The organism is Bradyrhizobium oligotrophicum S58 (genome assembly GCF_000344805.1).
Lineage (GTDB): Bacteria > Pseudomonadota > Alphaproteobacteria > Rhizobiales > Xanthobacteraceae > Bradyrhizobium > Bradyrhizobium oligotrophicum.
Window position 1 is genome coordinate 4059486 of record NC_020453.1, and the last position, 17067, is coordinate 4076552.

Genomic DNA, 17067 nt, shown 5'->3' on the forward strand with positions numbered 1-17067 from the left:
GGAGAGAGTTCGACTGACCCGGCTAACGATGAGAATGATTGCATAGCCATGGCCGACACATCCTTCGACGTCATCATCATCGGCTCCGGCCCGGGCGGCTACGTCACCGCAATCCGCGCGGCGCAGCTGGGCTTCAAGACCGCGATCATCGAGAAGTCCTATCTCGGCGGCATCTGCCTGAACTGGGGCTGCATCCCGACCAAGGCGCTGCTACGCTCGGCCGAGATCTATCACTATATGCAGCACGCCAAGGACTATGGCCTGTCGGCCGAGAAGATCTCCTACGATCCGAAGGCGGTGGTGCAGCGCTCGCGCGGCGTGTCGAAGCGGCTGAACGACGGCGTCGGCTTCCTGATGAAGAAGAACAAGGTCCAGGTGATCTGGGGCAAGGCCGCGATCGACGCGCCCGGCAAGATCACGGTGACCAAGTCCGACGTCGAGGCGCCGAAGGGGACGCTGGGCGAGGGCGTCTACCAGGCCAAGCATATCATCGTAGCGACCGGCGCGCGGCCGCGCGTGCTGCCGGGCCTCGAGCCCGACAAGAAGCTGGTCTGGACCTATTTCGAGGCGATGGTGCCGGACAAGATGCCGAAGTCGCTGCTGGTGGTCGGCTCCGGCGCGATCGGCATCGAGTTCGCGTCGTTCTTCCGCACCATGGGCTCCGAGGTGACGGTGGTCGAGGTGCTGCCGCAGATCCTGCCCGTCGAGGACGCCGAGATCGCCGGCATCGCCCGCAAGCAGCTGGAGAAGCAGGGCCTCAAGATCATGACCGGGGCCAAGGTCACCAAGCTGGACAAGAAGAGCGACAGCGTGGTCGCGACGATCGACGACGGCAAGGGCAAGACCGAGGCGGTCGAGTTCGAGCGCGTGATCTCGGCGGTCGGCGTGGTCGGCAACATCGAGAATCTCGGGCTCGAGAAATTGGGCGTGAAGACCGATCGCGGCTGTGTCGTCATCGACGGCTATGGCAAGACCAACGTGCCCGGCATCTACGCCATCGGCGACGTCGCCGGACCGCCGATGCTGGCGCACAAGGCCGAGCATGAGGGCGTGGTCTGCATCGAGGCGATCAAGGGCCTGCATCCGCACGCCATGGACAAGAACCTCATTCCAGGCTGCACCTATTGCCATCCGCAGGTGGCATCCGTGGGTCTCACCGAGGCCAAGGCGAAGGAGCAGGGCCGCGACATCCGGGTCGGCCGCTTCCCCTTCGTCGGCAACGGCAAGGCGATCGCGCTCGGCGAGGACCAGGGCCTGGTCAAGGTGATCTTCGACAAGAAGACGGGGCAGCTGATCGGCGCCCACATGGTCGGCGCCGAGGTCACCGAGCTGATCCAGGGTTATGTCGTGGCGATGAACCTCGAGACCACCGAGGAGGAGCTGATGCACACGGTCTTCCCGCATCCGACCTTGTCGGAGATGATGAAGGAAGCCGTGCTCGACGCTTACGGTCGCGTGCTGAACATGTGAGCTCCGTCGTCATTGCGAGGAGCGAAGCGACGAAGCAATCCAGGTGTCTTTCCGCGGATGCAGTTCTGGATTGCTTCGCTTCGCTCGCAATGACGCCGGAGCAAGATAGTTGCCTTAGCCCTGAAGGTCTGTTTCCGTGAAATCCAGCGACAACCTCACCATCGAACGCCCGACCTTTGTCACGCATCTCGAATGCGCGATGGAGGGCGATCATTATCCGGCGGACCAGATCCACAATCTCTCCAAGGCCGGCAAGCCGCTGCTGGTGCGCTACGATCTCGCTGGCGTGAAGCAGGCGCTCACGAAGGACGCGCTGGCGCAGCGGCCCGCCGACTTGTGGCGCTATCGCGAGCTGCTGCCGGTGCGCAAGTGCCAGGACATCGTCAGCCTCGGCGAGGTCATGACGCCGCTGATCGCGTTGCCCAAGCTCGGCAAGAAGCTCGGCGGCGGCGAGATCATCGTGAAAGACGAGGGACGGCTGCCGACCGGCTCGTTCAAGGCGCGCGGTCTGGTGATGGCGGTGTCGATGGGCAAGGCGCTCGGCATCAAGCACATGGCGATGCCGACCAATGGAAATGCAGGTGCTGCGCTCGCGGCCTACGCGACGTCCTGCGGCATCAAGACCACGATCTTCTGCCCGGCCGATACGCCGGAGGTCAACGTCAGCGAGATCGAGCTGCAGGGCGCGACCGTGTACCGCGTCAACGGCCTCATCGATGATTGCGGCAAGATCGTCGGCGAAGGCAAGGCCAAGGTCGGCTGGTTCGACACGTCGACCTTGAAGGAGCCGTATCGCATCGAGGGCAAGAAGACGATGGGGCTCGAGCTCGCCGAGCAGCTCGGCTGGGACGTGCCCGACGTCATCTTCTATCCGACCGGCGGCGGCACCGGCCTGATCGGCATGTGGAAGGCGTTCGACGAACTCGAGAAAATTGGGTTCATTGGATCAAAACGGCCGCGCATGGTCGCGGTGCAGGCCTCAGGCTGCGCGCCGATGGTGCGCGCGTTCGAAGCGGGCGTCGAGCATGCGACCCGCTGGGAGGATGCTCACACCATCGCGTCCGGCATCCGCGTGCCGCAGGCCGTCGGGGATTTTCTCATCCTGCGGGCGGTGCGCGAGAGCAAAGGTTTCGCCATTGCGGTCGATGACGAGAAGATTTCATCTGCGCTCACCGAAGTCGCGCGCGAGGAGGGGCTGCTGTTGTGCCCGGAAGGCGCGGCGACCTACGCCGCCTACAAGCAGAGCCTCGCCGACGGACGCGTGACGAAAAACGATCGCGTCATGCTGTTCAATTGCGCGACAGGACTTAAATATCCGCTGCCGCCGGTCACCCGCACGCTCGATCGTCACCAGCCGATCGATTTCGGGCAGTTCTAACTAACAACCAGCACCGCGGCCTCGGGTACGTGCTCCGGCGCAGACGCATTGGCGTCTGTCGCCGGGGCGTGCGACACAAGGGAGGACGTGATGCGACGAGCTCTTTGCGCCGTGCTGTTTGTGTGTCTTGCGCTGGTGCTGCCAGCGGGCGCCGACACCTATCCCTCGCGTCCGATCACGGTCATCGTGCCGTTCGCGGCCGGCGGGCCGTCGGATGCGATGATGCGGACCCTGGCCGAGCACATGAAGCAGACGCTCGGGCAGGCGGTGCTGGTCGAGAACGTGACCGGAGCGGGCGGCTCGATCGGCGTGGGGCGTGCGGTGCGCTCCAAGCCCGACGGCTACACCGTGAGCTTCGGCCATCTCGGCACCCATGTCGCCAACGGCGCGGTCTACCGGCTGGGCTACGATCTCGTCGCTGACCTCGAGCCGGTGGTGCTGCTGCCGAGCAATCCGATGATCATCGTCAGCAGGAACAACATTCCGGCCAAGTCGCTGGCCGAATTCCTGGCCTGGTTGAAAGCGCAGCCAGGCGCCGCGTCGGCGGGCACGGCCGGCAACGGTTCGGGCAGCCACATTGCCGGCCTGTATTTCGAGCAGGTCACCGGCATCAAGCTGCAATACGTGCCCTATCGCGGCACCGGGCCTGCGATGAACGATCTCATCGGCGGCCAGATCGATCTCATCGTCGACCAGACCTCGAATGCGATCAACCAGGTCCGCGCCGGCGCGATCCGCGCCTATGCCGTCACCGACGACAAGCGCCTCGACGGTGCCCCTGAGATTCCCACCACCGACGAGGCCGGCCTGCCCGGCTTCCATATGACGCTGTGGTCGGGGATGTGGCTGCCGAAGGGAACGGACCATGAGATCGTCGCCCGGCTGAACGCGGCCGCCGTCGCCGCGCTCGATGATCCGGGTGTGCAGAAGCAGTTGAAAAACCTGGGGTTGCAGCTTCCGCCGGCGGATCAGCTTGCCCCGGAGGCGCTCGGAACCCTGCAGAAGTCCGAGATCGCCAAATGGTGGCCGATGATCAAGGCGGCCGGTGTGTCTCCCGAGTAGGTGGCTTGGTATTCCAGTGTGCTGGTATGGTTGCGCCCAAGCCACGAATGTTGCGGGGCCGCCACAGTTTACGAAGTTTTGGTAACAATCTCGGGCGCTCCGCAACTGCGCCGCTTTTTGGCCACACGTGGTCGTGAAATACTTTGATCAGAATAGAACCAGTGCGTGCAAGGCTGCAGAAAATCCACCTCCAGGATTTTGGCGCCAGCAGAGCACCGGGAGGCCAGAACAGCGATGGACGCGAAGACCGACATCAAGCGCAGGCTGCCCAGCCGTCACGTGACGGAAGGGCCCGAGCGTGCGCCGCATCGGTCCTATCTCTACGCGATGGGCCTTACCACGGCCCAGATCCACCAGCCCTTCGTCGGCGTCGCCTCGTGCTGGAACGAGGCCGCGCCCTGCAACATCGCGCTGATGCGGCAGGCCCAGGCGGTCAAGAAGGGCGTGGCGCATGCCGGCGGCACGCCGCGCGAATTCTGCACCATCACCGTGACCGACGGCATCGCGATGGGCCATGACGGCATGCGCTCGTCGCTGCCGTCGCGCGAGGCGATCGCCGATTCGGTCGAGCTGACGATTCGCGGCCATTCCTACGATGCGCTGGTCGGCCTTGCCGGCTGCGACAAATCGCTGCCGGGCATGATGATGGCGATGGTCCGGCTCAACGTGCCCTCGATCTTCATCTATGGCGGCTCGATCCTGCCGGGCAATTTCCGCGGCCAGCAGGTCACGGTGCAGGACATGTTCGAGGCCGTGGGCAAGCATTCGGTCGGTGCGATGTCCGACGAGGATCTCGACGAGCTCGAGCGTGTCGCCTGTCCGTCGGCCGGCGCCTGCGGCGCCCAGTTCACGGCCAATACGATGGCGACCGTGTCCGAGGCGATCGGGCTGGCGCTGCCTTACTCGGCCGGCGCTCCCGCGCCCTACGAGATCCGTGACGCGTTCTGCATGACCGCCGGCGAGCAGGTCATGGATCTGATCGCCGCCAACATCCGGCCCCGCGACATCGTCACCCGGGCGTCGCTGGAGAATGCGGCGGCGGTCGTGGCGGCATCGGGCGGATCGACTAATGCTGCGCTGCATCTACCTGCGATTGCGCACGAGGCTGGTATCAAGTTCGACTTATTCGACGTCGCCGAAATCTTCAAAAAGACACCTTATATCGCGGATTTGAAGCCGGGTGGCCGCTATGTCGCCAAAGACATGTTCGAGGCTGGTGGCATTCCGCTCTTGATGAAGACGTTGCTCGACCATGGCTATTTGAACGGCGACTGCCTCACAGTCACCGGCCGGACGATCGCCGAAAACCTCAAAGGCGTGAAGTGGAATTCGCACCAGGACGTGGTGAGGCCGGCCGACCAGCCGATCACTGCAACCGGGGGTGTCGTCGGTCTGAAAGGCAATCTCGCGCCAGAGGGCGCGATCGTGAAAGTCGCGGGCATGTCGAACTTGAAATTCTCTGGGCCGGCCCGCTGCTTCGATCGGGAAGAGGATGCCTTTGAGGCCGTCCAGAAGCGCACCTACAAGGAAGGCGAAGTCATCGTCATTCGTTACGAGGGACCGCGCGGTGGTCCGGGCATGCGGGAAATGCTGCAGACCACGGCGGCGCTGACCGGGCAGGGCATGGGCGGCAAGATCGCGCTCGTCACCGATGGCCGGTTCTCGGGCGCGACCCGCGGCTTCTGCATCGGCCATATCGGACCGGAGGCGGCCATCGGCGGGCCGATCGCCCTGGTCGAGAATGGCGACATCATCGAAATCGACGCCGAGGCCGGTATCCTTAACGTCAAGTTGAGCGATGCCGAGCTGGCAACACGCAAGACCAAGTGGACGCCCCGTGAGACGCATCACACGTCAGGTGCACTTTGGAAATATGCCCAGCAGGTCGGGCCGGCCGTGGCGGGTGCCGTCACCCATCCAGGTGGTGCGCAAGAGAAGTATTGCTATGCGGACATCTGATCGGATCATTTTTGCATTGATGCTGGGGGTTGCCCCGCTGACATGGGCCGCGCCGTCGTTCGCGTTCGATGGCGCGCCGGTCAACCAGGAGCCGGCGATCCCCGTGGCTGGAGCCCAATCCGGCGCCGGTGCGCTGCGCAAGGCGGTGCCTGCGACGACGTCCTCGACGTCGCCGACGCAGTCCCTGACGGCGCTGCAATACGCGGCGGAGGAAGGTCATCCGGTTGCGCAATGGAAGCTCGGCCGGATGTATGCCGCCGGCGATGGGGTCGTGCGGGATGACATCCGCGCCTTCGACTATTTCAGCCGCATCGCTAATGCGCATGCCGAGGATAGCCCGTCGGCGCCGCAGGCGCAGATCGTGGCCAATGCCTTCGTGGCGCTCGGTCGCTATTATCTGAGCGGCATCCCGAACTCGAAGGTGAAGGCCGACCCGGATCGTGCGCGGGAGATGTTCTCCTACGCCGCGTCCTATTTCGGCAATGCCGATGCCCAGTACGATCTGGCGCGGATCTACCTGAAGACGGCGGATGCCTCGCGCGACGACTTCCGCTATGGCGCGCGCTGGCTCGGGCTCGCGGCCCAGAAGGGGCAGCATCAGGCCCAGGCGCTGCTCGGCCAGATGCTGTTCAACGGCGACCGGCTGCCGCGCCAGGCCGCGCGCGGTCTGATGTGGCTGACGCTGGCGCGCGACAGCGCCGGTCCGGACGAAGCCTGGATCAAGGAGAGCTACAACCGCGCCTTCGCCAAGGCGTCGGACGACGACCGTGCCTCGGCGCTGCAGATGCTCGAGAGCTGGGTCCAGGGCAAGCGCGAGTAAGCAGGAGCGGGATGCATCGCGTTCCCTCCGTTCAAGCGAGGGAGTGCGATGATCATCCGCGATGCCACGCCTGACGATGTCGAGGCGGCCTGCGCCGTGTTGCGCGCCTCGATTTCCGAATTGTGCGGGGACGATCACCGCGGGGATCCCGTGGTCCTCGGCCGCTGGCTCGCCAACAAGACAACGGAGAACGTCGCGGCCTGGGCCGATGGGCGAGGGCGCTCTCTGCTCGTCGCTGTCGAGGGGGACGCGATTCGGGCGGTCGGCGGACTCGCGCATCCCGGCGAGATCACCCTGAACTACGTGTCGCCCCAGGCGCGCTTTCGCGGAATCAGTTCGGCCCTCCTGGCGGAGCTCGAGTGCCGGGCGATGGCCTTGGGCGCCCGCGACGTCGCGCTGCTCAGCACCGAGACGGCGCACCGATTCTATCTCGCCCGCGGCTACACCGACGTCGGCATACCCGTCGGCAAGTTCGGCACCGCAGCCTCCTATCCGATGCGCAAGGTGTTTGGCGCGGTGCCCTGAGTCGCGGAGCCGCCGGCCATCACGGCCATGGCAGCTTCTGCCCAACGATTGAGCGATGACGAGCCGCTCTTTTGACCAGCCTCCGGTTCCCAGAGCGGAATCGATGATCTTTGGTACACAAACGACGCCGCGAACAAAAAATCGCACTTGGCACGATTCGTGAGTGCAACTCCTCTGCAACAGCAGAGGCGGTACGTTTGCGCAGCGTTCGGATCGGTCTGATCATTCCTCAGCGCGGCTCGGCAGGGTTGTGGGCGCCCTCCGCCGAAGCCTGTGGGCGGCTGGCCGTGACCGAGCTGAACCGGGCCGCAGGAATCCGCCGCAGGCATGTCGAACTGCTCGTCATCGATGCCGGCGCGACCGGCGCGAGCGCGGGGCGAGCGGCGCGCGATGCGGTCGATGAACTCGCCATCGACGGCCTCGTCGGCATGCTGCCGAGCTACGCGCGCGACCCGGTCGTGAAGGCCACGCGCGGCCGCGTGCCGTTCGTCTACACGCCCCAGTTCGAAGGCCTGCCGGCGAACAGCGACGTGATGACCACGGGCGAGACCGCGGACGAGTTGCTGGCGCCGGCCATCCAGTGGCTCTCGGAGGGTAAGCGCGCCCGGCGCTTCTTCCTCTGCGGCAACGACTACATCTGGCCGCGCTCGTCGCTGCAGATCGCAAGGCGGCTGATCGCGCGATTCGGCGGCACGGTCACCGGCGAGTGCTACGTGCCGGTCGGCGTGCACGATTTCGACGAGATGCTCGACCGCATCAAGACGACGCGCAGCGACGTGGTGCTGCCGGTCTTTCTCGGCTTCGACTGCATTGCCTTCAGCCGCGCCTTCTGCGCCGCCGGGCTCAGCCGCCATGTGCTGCGCTTCTCCTCGGCCTTCGACGAAACCATCGTCTACGGTCTCGACAGCAGCGAGACCGAGAACGTGTTCGTCGCCTCGAGCTACTTTGCCTCCATGCGGTCGCGCAACAATGGCGCATTCCTGGAACGTTACTACACCGCGTTCGGCGACAATCCACCGCCGGCGAACGGCTACGGCGAGTCCTGCTACGAAGGGATCCACGCGCTCGCCGCACTGATCGAGCGGGCCGAGAGCTTCGATGCGCGCGAGATCAGGCGCTTCTACGGACGCACGCTGCAGGGGCGCACCGCCCGCGGCCACGAGGCGCAGCCGGTGGTTGGCGGCCGCCACCCGATCCATCTCGCCGAGCTGGACGGCTACGACTTCGCGGTCGTGGCATCGCGCTGACGCGCAGGGCGCGTCTCAGAAATCGCTTGCCTTTTCAAATATTGTAATTTTAAACTTCATGCGGATCGTGAACCAGCATCATCAACCCATGGGGACCTTTATGACTCTCTCCCGACGTCGTTTCCTGCAACGCTCGGCCATCGCGACCTCGACCTTGATCGCGGCACCCGCCGTGCTGCGCTCGGGTGCGCTCGCGGCCGAGAACCCGATCACGGTCGGCAGCCTGCACGACCAGTCCGGCCCCATCGGCACCTCCGGCACGCCGATGGTCTATGCGCTGCAGTTGGCCGTGGACGAGATCAACGCCGCAGGCGGCCTGCTCGGACGTCCCTTGAAGGTGATGCACTACGACACCCAGTCCAACATCCAGATGTACTCGCAATACGCGCAGCAGCTGGCGGTGAAGGACAAGGTCGACGTCGTCCACGGCGGCATCACCTCGGCCTCGCGCGAGGCGATCCGTCCGACCTTCGACCGCTTCAAGGTGCTGTACTTCTACAATACGCTGTACGAAGGCGGCGTCTGCGACCGCAACACCTTCTGCACCGGCACGACGCCGGCGCAGACGGTGGAGAAGCTTGTGCCGAGCGCGATGAAGAAGTCCGGCAAGAAGGCCTACATCATCGCGGCCGACTACAATTACGGTCAGATCACCGCGAAGTGGATGACCAAATACTGCAAGGACAATGGCGGCGAGATCCTCTCGACCGACTTCTTCCCGCTCGACGTCACCAATTTCGGATCCACCATCTCGAAGATCCAGGCGGCCAAGCCCGACCTCATCCTATCGGCGCTGGTCGGCGGCAACCATACCGCGTTCTACCGGCAGTGGACCGCGGCCGGCATGAAGGGCAAGATCCCGATCGCCTCGACCACCTTCGGCCTGGTCAACGAGCCATCGACGCTCGATGCCGCCGAAAGCGACGCGGTGATCGGCGCCTACGGCTACTTCGAGGAACTGACCACCCAGGCCTCCAAGAGCTTCATCGAGAAGATCAAGAAGGCGCATCCGGATTCGCCTTACATCAGCGAGCTCGCCGCGTGCACCTATGAAGGCGTGATGCTCTGGGCCGAGGGCGTCAAGAAGGCGGGCAGCATCGACCGCATGAAGGTGATCGAAGCCCTCGAAAGCGGCCTCGTCTTCGACGGTCCGAGCGGCAAGGTGTCGCTGGACAAGCCGACCCATCACACCGTCCGCAACGCCTACCTCGCCGAGGTCAAGGATCGCAAATGGTCGGTGCTGGAGACCTACACCGACGCCAAGCCGGCGGACACGGCGAGTGTCTGCGACCTCGTCAAGAACCCTGCCGACACCAAGCAGTACATCATCAATCTCTGACGCGCTCCCGGGTCCCGCCGTCCGGCGGGGCCCGTTCATTGGACTGCCCTGAAAGATCTGATGCATGGCGATCTACGTCATCCTCGCGCTCGACGTTCTCAACGGAATCTCCTCGCTGTTCCTGCTGTGCCTGGGACTGGCGATCATCTTCGGCATGATGAAGATCATCAACCTCGCCCACGGCGAGTTCATCATGCTTGGCGCCTACGCGACGGTGATCTCGGCCAATGCCGGGGTGAACATCTGGATTGCGATGCTGATCGTCGCGCCGGTGTTCGTCGGCCTGGTCGGCCTCGTCATCGAGCGCTGCCTCATTCGTTTCCTCTACGGCCGGCTCGTCGACTCCATGCTGGCGACCTGGGGCCTCAGCCTTCTCATCATCGGCATCATCACCACGATCTACGGCAATACCCAGCAGGGCGTGCCGACGCCGCTCGGCGGCTTCTCGATCGGCTCCTACCAGTCGAGCTACTATACGCTGTTCCTGGCGGCCATGGCGATCGTGATGATGGCGATCGTCTATGGCGTGATGCAGTACACGCGCTTCGGCCTGATCGCCCGCGCCACGATGCAGAACCCGGCGATGGCCGCGACCCTCGGCGTCAATCCGGCGCGTGTCTACATGGCGACCTTCGCGCTCGGCGCTGCTGTCACCGGCCTCGCCGGCGGTCTTCTCGCGCCGGTGTCGGGTATCACGCCGGGCATGGGCGGCGCCTATGTGGCGAAAGCATTCATGACGGTGGTCGGCGGCGGCGCTGCGATCCTGTCCGGCACGATGTCGGCGGCGAGCCTGTTCGGCGCGGTCAACCAGATCGGCGCCTATTTCACCACGCCGGTTTATGGCGAGGTCATCGTCTTCACCACCGCGATCGTGCTGATCCGCTTGCTGCCGCAGGGCATCTCCGGGCGCTTCTTCAAGGGGAACCTGTGATGCCCAGGCACTATCGGCTCGCCGCGCAGGCAGTCGCGGTCATCCTCGCCATCATGGCGATTGCGATCATCCCGAGCGTCATCGAGCTGTTCGCGCTGATGCAGCTGACGCTGTTCGCCGCGATGGCCGTGCTGGCGCTGAGCCTCGCCTTCATCTGGGGCTTTGGCGGCATCCTGTCGTTCGGCCAGACCGCGTTCTTTGGGCTCGGCGGCTACGCCTACGCCATCGCCGCCATCAACTTCCAGGACTCCACGCCGGCGATCCTGCTCGCCATCGTGATCCCGGCGCTGTTCGCCGCTGTGCTCGGCTACTTCATCTTCTTCGGCCGCATCTCCGACGTCTATCTCGGCGTCATCACGCTGACCGTGACCCTGATCCTGTTCAACTCGGTCAACTCGACCTCGGGCGACGCCTACAAGATCGGCAAGGCGCTGCTCGGCGGCTTCAACGGCATGCCGGCCGTGCCGACCTTCAACATGCCGTTCGATCCGTCGACGGTGCTGTCGCCGGAGCAGTCGTGGTGGACCACCGGCTTCGCGCTGCTCGGCGTATTCCTGCTGCTGCGTCTCCTGCTGGCGCTGCCGGCAGGGCGGATCATCGTCGCGGTGCGCGAGAACGAGGTGCGCGCCTCGCTGCTCGGCTACGACCCGCGTCTCGTCAAGTGCCTGACCTTCATCCTCGGCGGCGCGATCGCCGGCCTCGCGGGCGCGCTCTACGTCAACTGGGGCGCGTTCGTCGGCCCGACCATCTTCAGCCTGTCGCTGTCGGCCGAGATCATCATCTGGATCACCGTCGGCGGCCTCGGCACCTTGCTCGGCCCCATCGTCGGCTGCGTGCTGATCGAATACATCGTCGCCTATATCGGCTCGCAGCAGGCGCTGAACTCCAATCTGGTGCTCGGCGCCGTGCTGCTGGTGTTCGTGCTGCTGCTGCCGAAGGGGCTGGTGCCGACGGCGCGCGATCTTCTGATGCGGCTGGTCCCGGAATCGAAGCCGAAGACCAACGGTCCCCCAGTGCAATCCGCGGCCGCGGCGCATCCTGCAGGAGCCGAGTGACATGGCGGACCTCGTTCCTCTGCTCAAGGCCGAGCACCTGACGATGCGGTTCGGCGGCGTCGTCGCCAATGACGACATCACTTTCACCCTGCAGGAGATGGAGCTGCGCTGCCTGATCGGCCCGAACGGCGCGGGAAAAAGCACGTTCTTCAAGACCCTGACCGGCCAGCTGGTGCCGACCTCGGGCAGCATCGCGTTCCGCGGCATGCCGATCGCGGGCAAGCTGTCGCACGAGATCGCGCGGATGGGGATCGGAATCAAGACGCAGGTGCCGAACGTCTTCAATGGCCTGTCGGTGCGCGAGAACATCTGGATGGCCGTGCGCCGCAAGGCGACGCCGCGCCAGCAGGGCCCCGCGGTCGACGCCGTGCTGGAGATGATCCGGCTGACCGACCACGCCGATAGCATCGTCGCGACCTTGTCGCACGGCCAACGGCAATGGGTCGAAATAGGCATGGTGCTCGCCGCCGAGCCGGAGCTGATCCTGCTCGACGAGCCTGCCGCAGGGATGACCGACGAGGAGACCTTCCACACCGCTGCGATCATCCGCGAGATCAACCAGAGCCGCGCGATCGTCGTGGTCGAGCACGACATGGAGTTCATCAAGCAGATCGCCAAGCGCGTGACCGTTTTCCACCAGGGCCGCGTGCTGGTCGAGGACACCGTCGACAAGGTGCTCGCCGACCAGCGTGTCCGTGACGTCTATCTCGGCAAGAAGGTGGCAGCATGAGCGCGCTCCTCGAGGTCAAGGGGCTCAAGTCCGGCTATGGCCGGATTCCGATCCTGTTCGGCGTCGACTTGACCGTGGCCGACGGCGAGTATCTCGGCATTCTCGGCCACAACGGCATGGGCAAGACCACGGCGCTGCGGACCTTGATGGGGCATCTGCCGACCACCGACGGGTCTGTCGTGTTTGCCGGCAAGACCATCACGCATCTCAAGCCGCACGAGCGCTCGCGGCTCGGCATTGGCCTGGTGCCGCAGGGACGCGAGATATTTCCGGATCTGTCGGTGCTGGAAAATCTGCGCATGGGCCTCGCATCCGCGCCCAAGGAGGACCGTGCGGTCATCGACATGGTGCTGCAGGATTTCCCGCGGCTCGTCCGGCTGCTCGATCGTCGCGGCGGCGCGTTGTCCGGCGGCGAGCAGCAATTGCTGGCGCTGGCGCGCTGCCTCTGCACCAAGCCGAAGCTGATCCTGCTGGACGAGCCGACCGAAGGCATCCAGCCGTCGATCATCGAGGAGATCATCGAGACCCTGCTGGCGCTGAAGTCGCGCTGGAAGATGTCCCTGATCGTGGTCGAGCAGAACCTTGAATTCATTACGTCGTTGTCGGACCGCATCCTGCACATCCAGAAGGGACGCATTACCGAGGAACTCGACCGTGAGACTCTCCTGGCCCGGGAAGGTCAGATGGTCCCGAGCTAGAGCCCGTACCGGCGCGCGAGCGCCGGCCCTTTGAACTGACAATTTGCTGTTTCTGCCCAGCTTGTCCTCACAAGAAAGGATGACTCATGTCCATCAAACGCCCGAATGCCGAGGAAGTCGCCGATCTCGCCGCCAGCCTGCACATGAACATGACGGTCGAGGAGGCCGCCGAATATCTCGCGCTGATGGGCGGGATGTTCGATCAGTACGACATCATCGATGAGCTGCCGAACCCGCTGCCGCCGGTGAAATATCCGCGCACGCCAGGCGCCAAGCCGCCGGCGAAGGAGAACAAGTACAACGCCTGGGCGATCAAGACCGAGGTGAAGGGGGCTGCGGGCGGCAAGCTCGCGGGCCGCACCGTCGTGCTCAAGGACAACGTCGCTCTCGCCGGCGTTCCCATGATGAACGGCTCGACCACCCTCGAAGGCTTCATCCCGGCCGCCGACGCCACCATCGTGTCCCGCATCCTCGATGCCGGCGGCACCATCGTCGGCAAGGCGGTGTGCGAGCATTTCTGCCTGTCCGGCGGCAGCCACACCTCCGATCCGGCGCCGGTGCACAACCCCTGGAAGATGGGCTATTCGGCCGGCGGCTCGTCCTCGGGCAGCGCCGCACTGGTGGCGGCCGGCGAGGTCGACATGTCTATCGGCGGCGACCAGGGCGGTTCGATCCGCATCCCCGCGTCCTATTGCGGCATCTACGGCATGAAGGCGACGCATGGTCTCGTGCCCTACACCGGCGTGATGCCGATCGAGTCGACGATCGACCACACCGGCCCGATGACGGCCAACGTCAAGGACAATGCGCTGCTGCTCGAAGTCCTGGCCGGCGCCGACGGCTTCGATCCGCGCCAATACGCCCCGAAGGTTTCGGCCTACACCGAGGCGCTCGGCAAGGGCGTCAAGGGCCTCAAGATCGGCGTGCTCAAGGAGGGCTTCAGCGCTCCGAACATGGAAGAGGGCGTCGTGTCCAAGGTCAAGGCCGGCGCTGAGCGCTTCGCCAAGATGGGCGCCTCGGTGTCGGAGGTCTCGATCCCCGAGCACATGCATGCGCTGGCGGCGTGGAATCCGATCACGCTCGAAGGTTTCCTGGTGCAGATGATGCTCGGCAACGGCATGGGTTTCAACTGGAAGGGCCTGTACGACGTCGGCCTGCTCGATGCGCATTCCGGCTGGCGCACCCGCGCCGACGATCTCTCCGTGACCTTGAAGCTGACCATGCTGGTCGGGCAGTGGGGCCTGGAGCACTATCGCGGCCGCTACTACGCCAAGTCGCGCAACATCGCGATCCAGGCCAAGGCCGCCTATGACGCCATGTTCGGCTCCTACGACCTCTTGCTGATGCCGACCTTGCCCTGCGTCGCCACGCCGATCCCGGCCAAGGACGCGCCGCTCGCCGAAGTCGTGCAGCGCGCCTTCGAGATGACGGCGACGACCAGCCCGTTCGACGTGACAGGTCATCCGGCGATGACCCTGCCGTGCGGACTCTCGGACGGCCTGCCGGTTGGCCTGATGCTGATCGGCAAGGACTACGCCGAGTCCACCATCTACCAGGCGGCGGCGGCGTTCGAGGCCGACGGCGACTGGAAAAAGTTCTGATGATCACCATCACCGCGGTCATCAGGGCCAAGCCGGGACATGAGGCCACGATGCGCGACGCTCTTGTCGCCGTCGCGGCCCATGTCGCGGCCAACGAGCCGGAGACGATCGGGTTCTTCATCTCGCAGAGCGAGACCGAGCCCGGTCTGTTCACGACCTATGAGCGCTTTACCGACCAGGCCGCGATGGATCGCCACAATACGTCGGCGCCAGTTGCGACCTTCTTCGGCATCGCCAAGCCGATCCTCGACGGCGAAGTCATTCTCGTGACCTCGCAGGAGGTCTCGGCGACGCTGCGGTAGGACGCTGAAAGAGGCAAGCAAGCCAACCGTCCTTCGAGACGCCCGCCTCTTGGCGGACGTCTCGAACCATGAGGCCCCAATTCGAACGACGAGCGCCGAGCAACAAGAGGAACCACGCCGATGCTCCGTCTGCACGGCATCATGGGACGAGCCGACGACAAGGCCTATGCCGGCCGCATCCACGCGCTAGAGCATCGCGGCGGCATCGAGCTGTTGTTCGTGCCGCCGGCCGATGCCGGACGCAAGCGTTTCCGCCTGACCACCGACCGCGGCACCGATTGCGCCGTCAGCCTCGATCGCGACGAGGAACTGGTCGACGGCGCGGTGCTGCATCTCGACACGGAACGCGCGATCATCGCCCGCTTCGGCGAGCAGCAGGTCCTGCGCCTCAAGGCGCACGACAATGCGAGCGCGCTGAAGCTGGGCTGGCACGCCGGCAATCTGCACTGGCGCGTCCGCTTCGAAGGCGATTGCCTCGTCGTGCTGCTCGACGCGCCCATCGAGAGCTATCGTGCGCGCATTCTACCGCTGCTCGAGTCCGGTGAGGTCGTGGAGCGTGGCGATGTTTGACCGGTCCGAGGCGCTCGCTCTGCTGCAACTCGGCGACAGCGCGTTTCCGGCCGGCGGCTTTGCATTCTCCTGGGGCATCGAGGGCCTCGCCGCCGACGGCCTGCTGTCCGGGCATGACGATCTCGACGATGTCATCGCCGATCATCTGGCCCAGCGCTGGGCGACGATGGATCGCATCCTGCTCCGGCGCGCCTGGCACGCCGACGATACCGCCGCGATGGCAGGCGTAGATCGCCTCGCCGAGGCCGCGACGCCGTCGGCCGAGATGCGCGAGGGCTCGCGGCGCGCGGGCAGGGCGCTGCTCGGCGTCTGGGTCAAGCTCACTGGTGCCTTGTCGATCGCCTATCGCGCGCGCGTCTCCGCCGATCCCAGGCTCGGCCATCTGCCGGTCGTGCAGGCGATCACCGGCCGTGATGCCGGCCTCGGCCTCGACGCCGCCGAGTTGGTGTCCGGCTGGACGCTGGTTACGGGCCTCGTCAGCGCTGCCGTGCGGCTCGGCTTGATCGGCCACATCGAGTCGCAGCGCAGCCTGGCGCGCGGCCGCGCGCTGCTCTCTGACGTCCTCACTGATACGCCCGACCACGACGCCATCCCGTCGAGCTTCACGCCCTTCATCGACATCGCAGTGTCGCGCGGTCCGCTGCGGCACGTGCGCATGTTCACGACCTGAGAGGCTGCGCCATGATGAACCTGTCGCCGACTGAGCTCGATCGTCTCGTGATCTTCAACGCCGCGCAGATGGCGCGGCGCAACCGCTCGCTCGGCATCAAGCTGAGCCATCCCGAGGCGGTGGCCTACATCACCGACGAGGTGATGACCGCGGCGCGACGCAATCTGCCTTATGCCGAGATCCGCGACATGGCCGGACGGCTGCTCACGACCGATGACGTCGAGCCCGGCGTCGCCCAGATGATCCCGATGCTCTATGTCGAGCTGATGTTCGCCGAGGGCACCAAGGTGATGGCGCTGTTCGAGCCGATCCAGCCGGCCGAAGGCGCAGTGCATGATGCGACCGTGGCCGGCGAGATCATCGAAGGCGCTGGCGATATCGAGATGTTCACCGCGCTGCCGGCTGTCAGCATCGACGTCGTCAACACCGGGGATCGCGACATCCAGGTGCGCAGCCATACCCATTTCTTCGAGGTCAACCGCGCGCTGCGCTTCGACCGCGCCGCGGCCTGGGGCATGAAGATCGATCGGCCCGCCGGGCTCGGGATGCGGTTCGAACCGGGGATCTTCAAATCGGTGCGGCTGGTGCCGATCATGGGCGATCGCATCGTGCGCGGCCAGGCCGGGCTGGTCAACGGCCCCCTCGATGCTCCCGGTGCGCGCGACGCCGCGCTGAAGCTCGCGCAGTCGCGCGGCTATCTCGGAGCGTAA

17 protein-coding genes are annotated in these 17067 nt (G+C 65.3%); all 17 read left to right on the plus strand.

Annotated features, from left to right (window positions below; all coding sequences use genetic code 11):
• The first annotated feature begins 48 nt into the window (after nt 1–48).
• Entirely contained in the window at nt 49–1470 is a 1422-nt protein-coding gene (gene lpdA, locus S58_RS17395; protein WP_015666659.1) for a dihydrolipoyl dehydrogenase, read from the plus strand.
• 136 nt (nt 1471–1606) lie between these two features.
• A complete protein-coding gene (locus tag S58_RS17400) occupies nt 1607–2848 on the plus strand; it encodes a threonine synthase (RefSeq protein WP_015666660.1) in 1242 nt (413 codons plus the stop codon).
• Nucleotides 2849–2938: 90 nt separating this feature from the next.
• Nucleotides 2939–3910: a tripartite tricarboxylate transporter substrate binding protein BugD gene (locus tag S58_RS17405; protein ID WP_042339734.1), complete on the plus strand. Its 972-nt coding sequence runs from the start codon at nt 2939–2941 to the stop codon at nt 3908–3910.
• Between the two features lie 234 nt (nt 3911–4144).
• Nucleotides 4145–5869: a dihydroxy-acid dehydratase gene (gene ilvD, locus S58_RS17410; RefSeq protein ID WP_015666662.1), complete on the plus strand. Its 1725-nt coding sequence runs from the start codon at nt 4145–4147 to the stop codon at nt 5867–5869.
• The gene (locus S58_RS17415; protein ID WP_015666663.1) at nt 5856–6689 is read left to right on the plus strand and encodes a tetratricopeptide repeat protein; all 834 of its coding nucleotides are present in this window, start codon (nt 5856–5858) and stop codon (nt 6687–6689) included. The genes ilvD and S58_RS17415 overlap by 14 nt, the downstream gene beginning before the upstream one ends.
• A 48-nt stretch (nt 6690–6737) precedes the next feature.
• Nucleotides 6738–7214, plus strand: coding sequence for a GNAT family N-acetyltransferase (locus tag S58_RS17420; RefSeq protein WP_015666664.1), 477 nt, complete (start codon nt 6738–6740; stop codon nt 7212–7214).
• Between the two features lie 197 nt (nt 7215–7411).
• Nucleotides 7412–8461 carry a substrate-binding domain-containing protein gene (locus S58_RS17425; RefSeq protein WP_015666665.1) on the plus strand — a complete coding sequence of 350 codons (1050 nt, stop codon included), beginning with the start codon at nt 7412–7414 and terminating at the stop codon, nt 8459–8461.
• Between the two features lie 100 nt (nt 8462–8561).
• On the plus strand, nt 8562–9800 hold the full coding sequence (locus tag S58_RS17430; protein ID WP_042339740.1) for an urea ABC transporter substrate-binding protein: 1239 nt from the start codon (nt 8562–8564) through the stop codon (nt 9798–9800).
• A 64-nt stretch (nt 9801–9864) separates the two neighbouring features.
• Nucleotides 9865–10731 carry a branched-chain amino acid ABC transporter permease gene (locus tag S58_RS17435; RefSeq protein ID WP_015666668.1) on the plus strand — a complete coding sequence of 289 codons (867 nt, stop codon included), beginning with the start codon at nt 9865–9867 and terminating at the stop codon, nt 10729–10731.
• On the plus strand, nt 10731–11786 hold the full coding sequence (locus S58_RS17440) for a branched-chain amino acid ABC transporter permease (RefSeq protein ID WP_015666669.1): 1056 nt from the start codon (nt 10731–10733) through the stop codon (nt 11784–11786). The genes S58_RS17435 and S58_RS17440 overlap by 1 nt, the downstream gene beginning before the upstream one ends.
• A gap of 1 nt (nt 11787) precedes the next feature.
• The gene (locus tag S58_RS17445; protein ID WP_015666670.1) at nt 11788–12516 is read left to right on the plus strand and encodes an ATP-binding cassette domain-containing protein; all 729 of its coding nucleotides are present in this window, start codon (nt 11788–11790) and stop codon (nt 12514–12516) included.
• Nucleotides 12513–13214 carry an ABC transporter ATP-binding protein gene (locus S58_RS17450; protein ID WP_015666671.1) on the plus strand — a complete coding sequence of 234 codons (702 nt, stop codon included), beginning with the start codon at nt 12513–12515 and terminating at the stop codon, nt 13212–13214. Before S58_RS17445 ends, S58_RS17450 begins: the two co-directional genes overlap by 4 nt.
• Nucleotides 13215–13300: 86 nt before the next feature.
• On the plus strand, nt 13301–14815 hold the full coding sequence (locus S58_RS17455; protein WP_015666672.1) for an amidase: 1515 nt from the start codon (nt 13301–13303) through the stop codon (nt 14813–14815).
• Complete coding sequence (locus S58_RS17460) at nt 14815–15117, plus strand: putative quinol monooxygenase (RefSeq protein ID WP_015666673.1); 303 nt, start codon at nt 14815–14817, stop codon at nt 15115–15117. The genes S58_RS17455 and S58_RS17460 overlap by 1 nt, the downstream gene beginning before the upstream one ends.
• Before the next feature lie 120 nt (nt 15118–15237).
• Nucleotides 15238–15687, plus strand: a complete 450-nt coding sequence (ureE, locus tag S58_RS17465; RefSeq protein WP_015666674.1) for an urease accessory protein UreE — start codon at nt 15238–15240, stop codon at nt 15685–15687.
• Nucleotides 15680–16357 (plus strand): urease accessory protein UreF, encoded by a 678-nt coding sequence (locus S58_RS17470; protein ID WP_015666675.1) that lies wholly within the window; start codon nt 15680–15682, stop codon nt 16355–16357. The genes ureE and S58_RS17470 overlap by 8 nt, the downstream gene beginning before the upstream one ends.
• An 11-nt stretch (nt 16358–16368) precedes the next feature.
• Nucleotides 16369–17067, plus strand: coding sequence for an urease subunit beta (gene ureB, locus S58_RS17475; protein ID WP_015666676.1), 699 nt, complete (start codon nt 16369–16371; stop codon nt 17065–17067).

Bases quoted from the DNA above. Each gene is read 5' to 3' on its own strand.
- lpdA (WP_015666659.1), top strand. From the start codon at position 49: ATGGCCGACACATCCTTCGACGTCATCATCATCGGCTCCGGCCCGGGC.
- S58_RS17405 (WP_042339734.1), top strand. From the start codon at position 2,939: ATGCGACGAGCTCTTTGCGCCGTGCTGTTTGTGTGTCTTGCGCTGGTG.
- ilvD (WP_015666662.1), top strand. From the start codon at position 4,145: ATGGACGCGAAGACCGACATCAAGCGCAGGCTGCCCAGCCGTCACGTG.
- S58_RS17415 (WP_015666663.1), top strand. From the start codon at position 5,856: ATGCGGACATCTGATCGGATCATTTTTGCATTGATGCTGGGGGTTGCC.
- S58_RS17420 (WP_015666664.1), top strand. From the start codon at position 6,738: ATGATCATCCGCGATGCCACGCCTGACGATGTCGAGGCGGCCTGCGCC.
- S58_RS17430 (WP_042339740.1), top strand. From the start codon at position 8,562: ATGACTCTCTCCCGACGTCGTTTCCTGCAACGCTCGGCCATCGCGACC.
- S58_RS17435 (WP_015666668.1), top strand. From the start codon at position 9,865: ATGGCGATCTACGTCATCCTCGCGCTCGACGTTCTCAACGGAATCTCC.
- S58_RS17440 (WP_015666669.1), top strand. From the start codon at position 10,731: ATGCCCAGGCACTATCGGCTCGCCGCGCAGGCAGTCGCGGTCATCCTC.
- S58_RS17445 (WP_015666670.1), top strand. From the start codon at position 11,788: ATGGCGGACCTCGTTCCTCTGCTCAAGGCCGAGCACCTGACGATGCGG.
- S58_RS17450 (WP_015666671.1), top strand. From the start codon at position 12,513: ATGAGCGCGCTCCTCGAGGTCAAGGGGCTCAAGTCCGGCTATGGCCGG.
- S58_RS17455 (WP_015666672.1), top strand. From the start codon at position 13,301: ATGTCCATCAAACGCCCGAATGCCGAGGAAGTCGCCGATCTCGCCGCC.
- S58_RS17460 (WP_015666673.1), top strand. From the start codon at position 14,815: ATGATCACCATCACCGCGGTCATCAGGGCCAAGCCGGGACATGAGGCC.
- ureE (WP_015666674.1), top strand. From the start codon at position 15,238: ATGCTCCGTCTGCACGGCATCATGGGACGAGCCGACGACAAGGCCTAT.
- S58_RS17470 (WP_015666675.1), top strand. From the start codon at position 15,680: ATGTTTGACCGGTCCGAGGCGCTCGCTCTGCTGCAACTCGGCGACAGC.
- ureB (WP_015666676.1), top strand. From the start codon at position 16,369: ATGATGAACCTGTCGCCGACTGAGCTCGATCGTCTCGTGATCTTCAAC.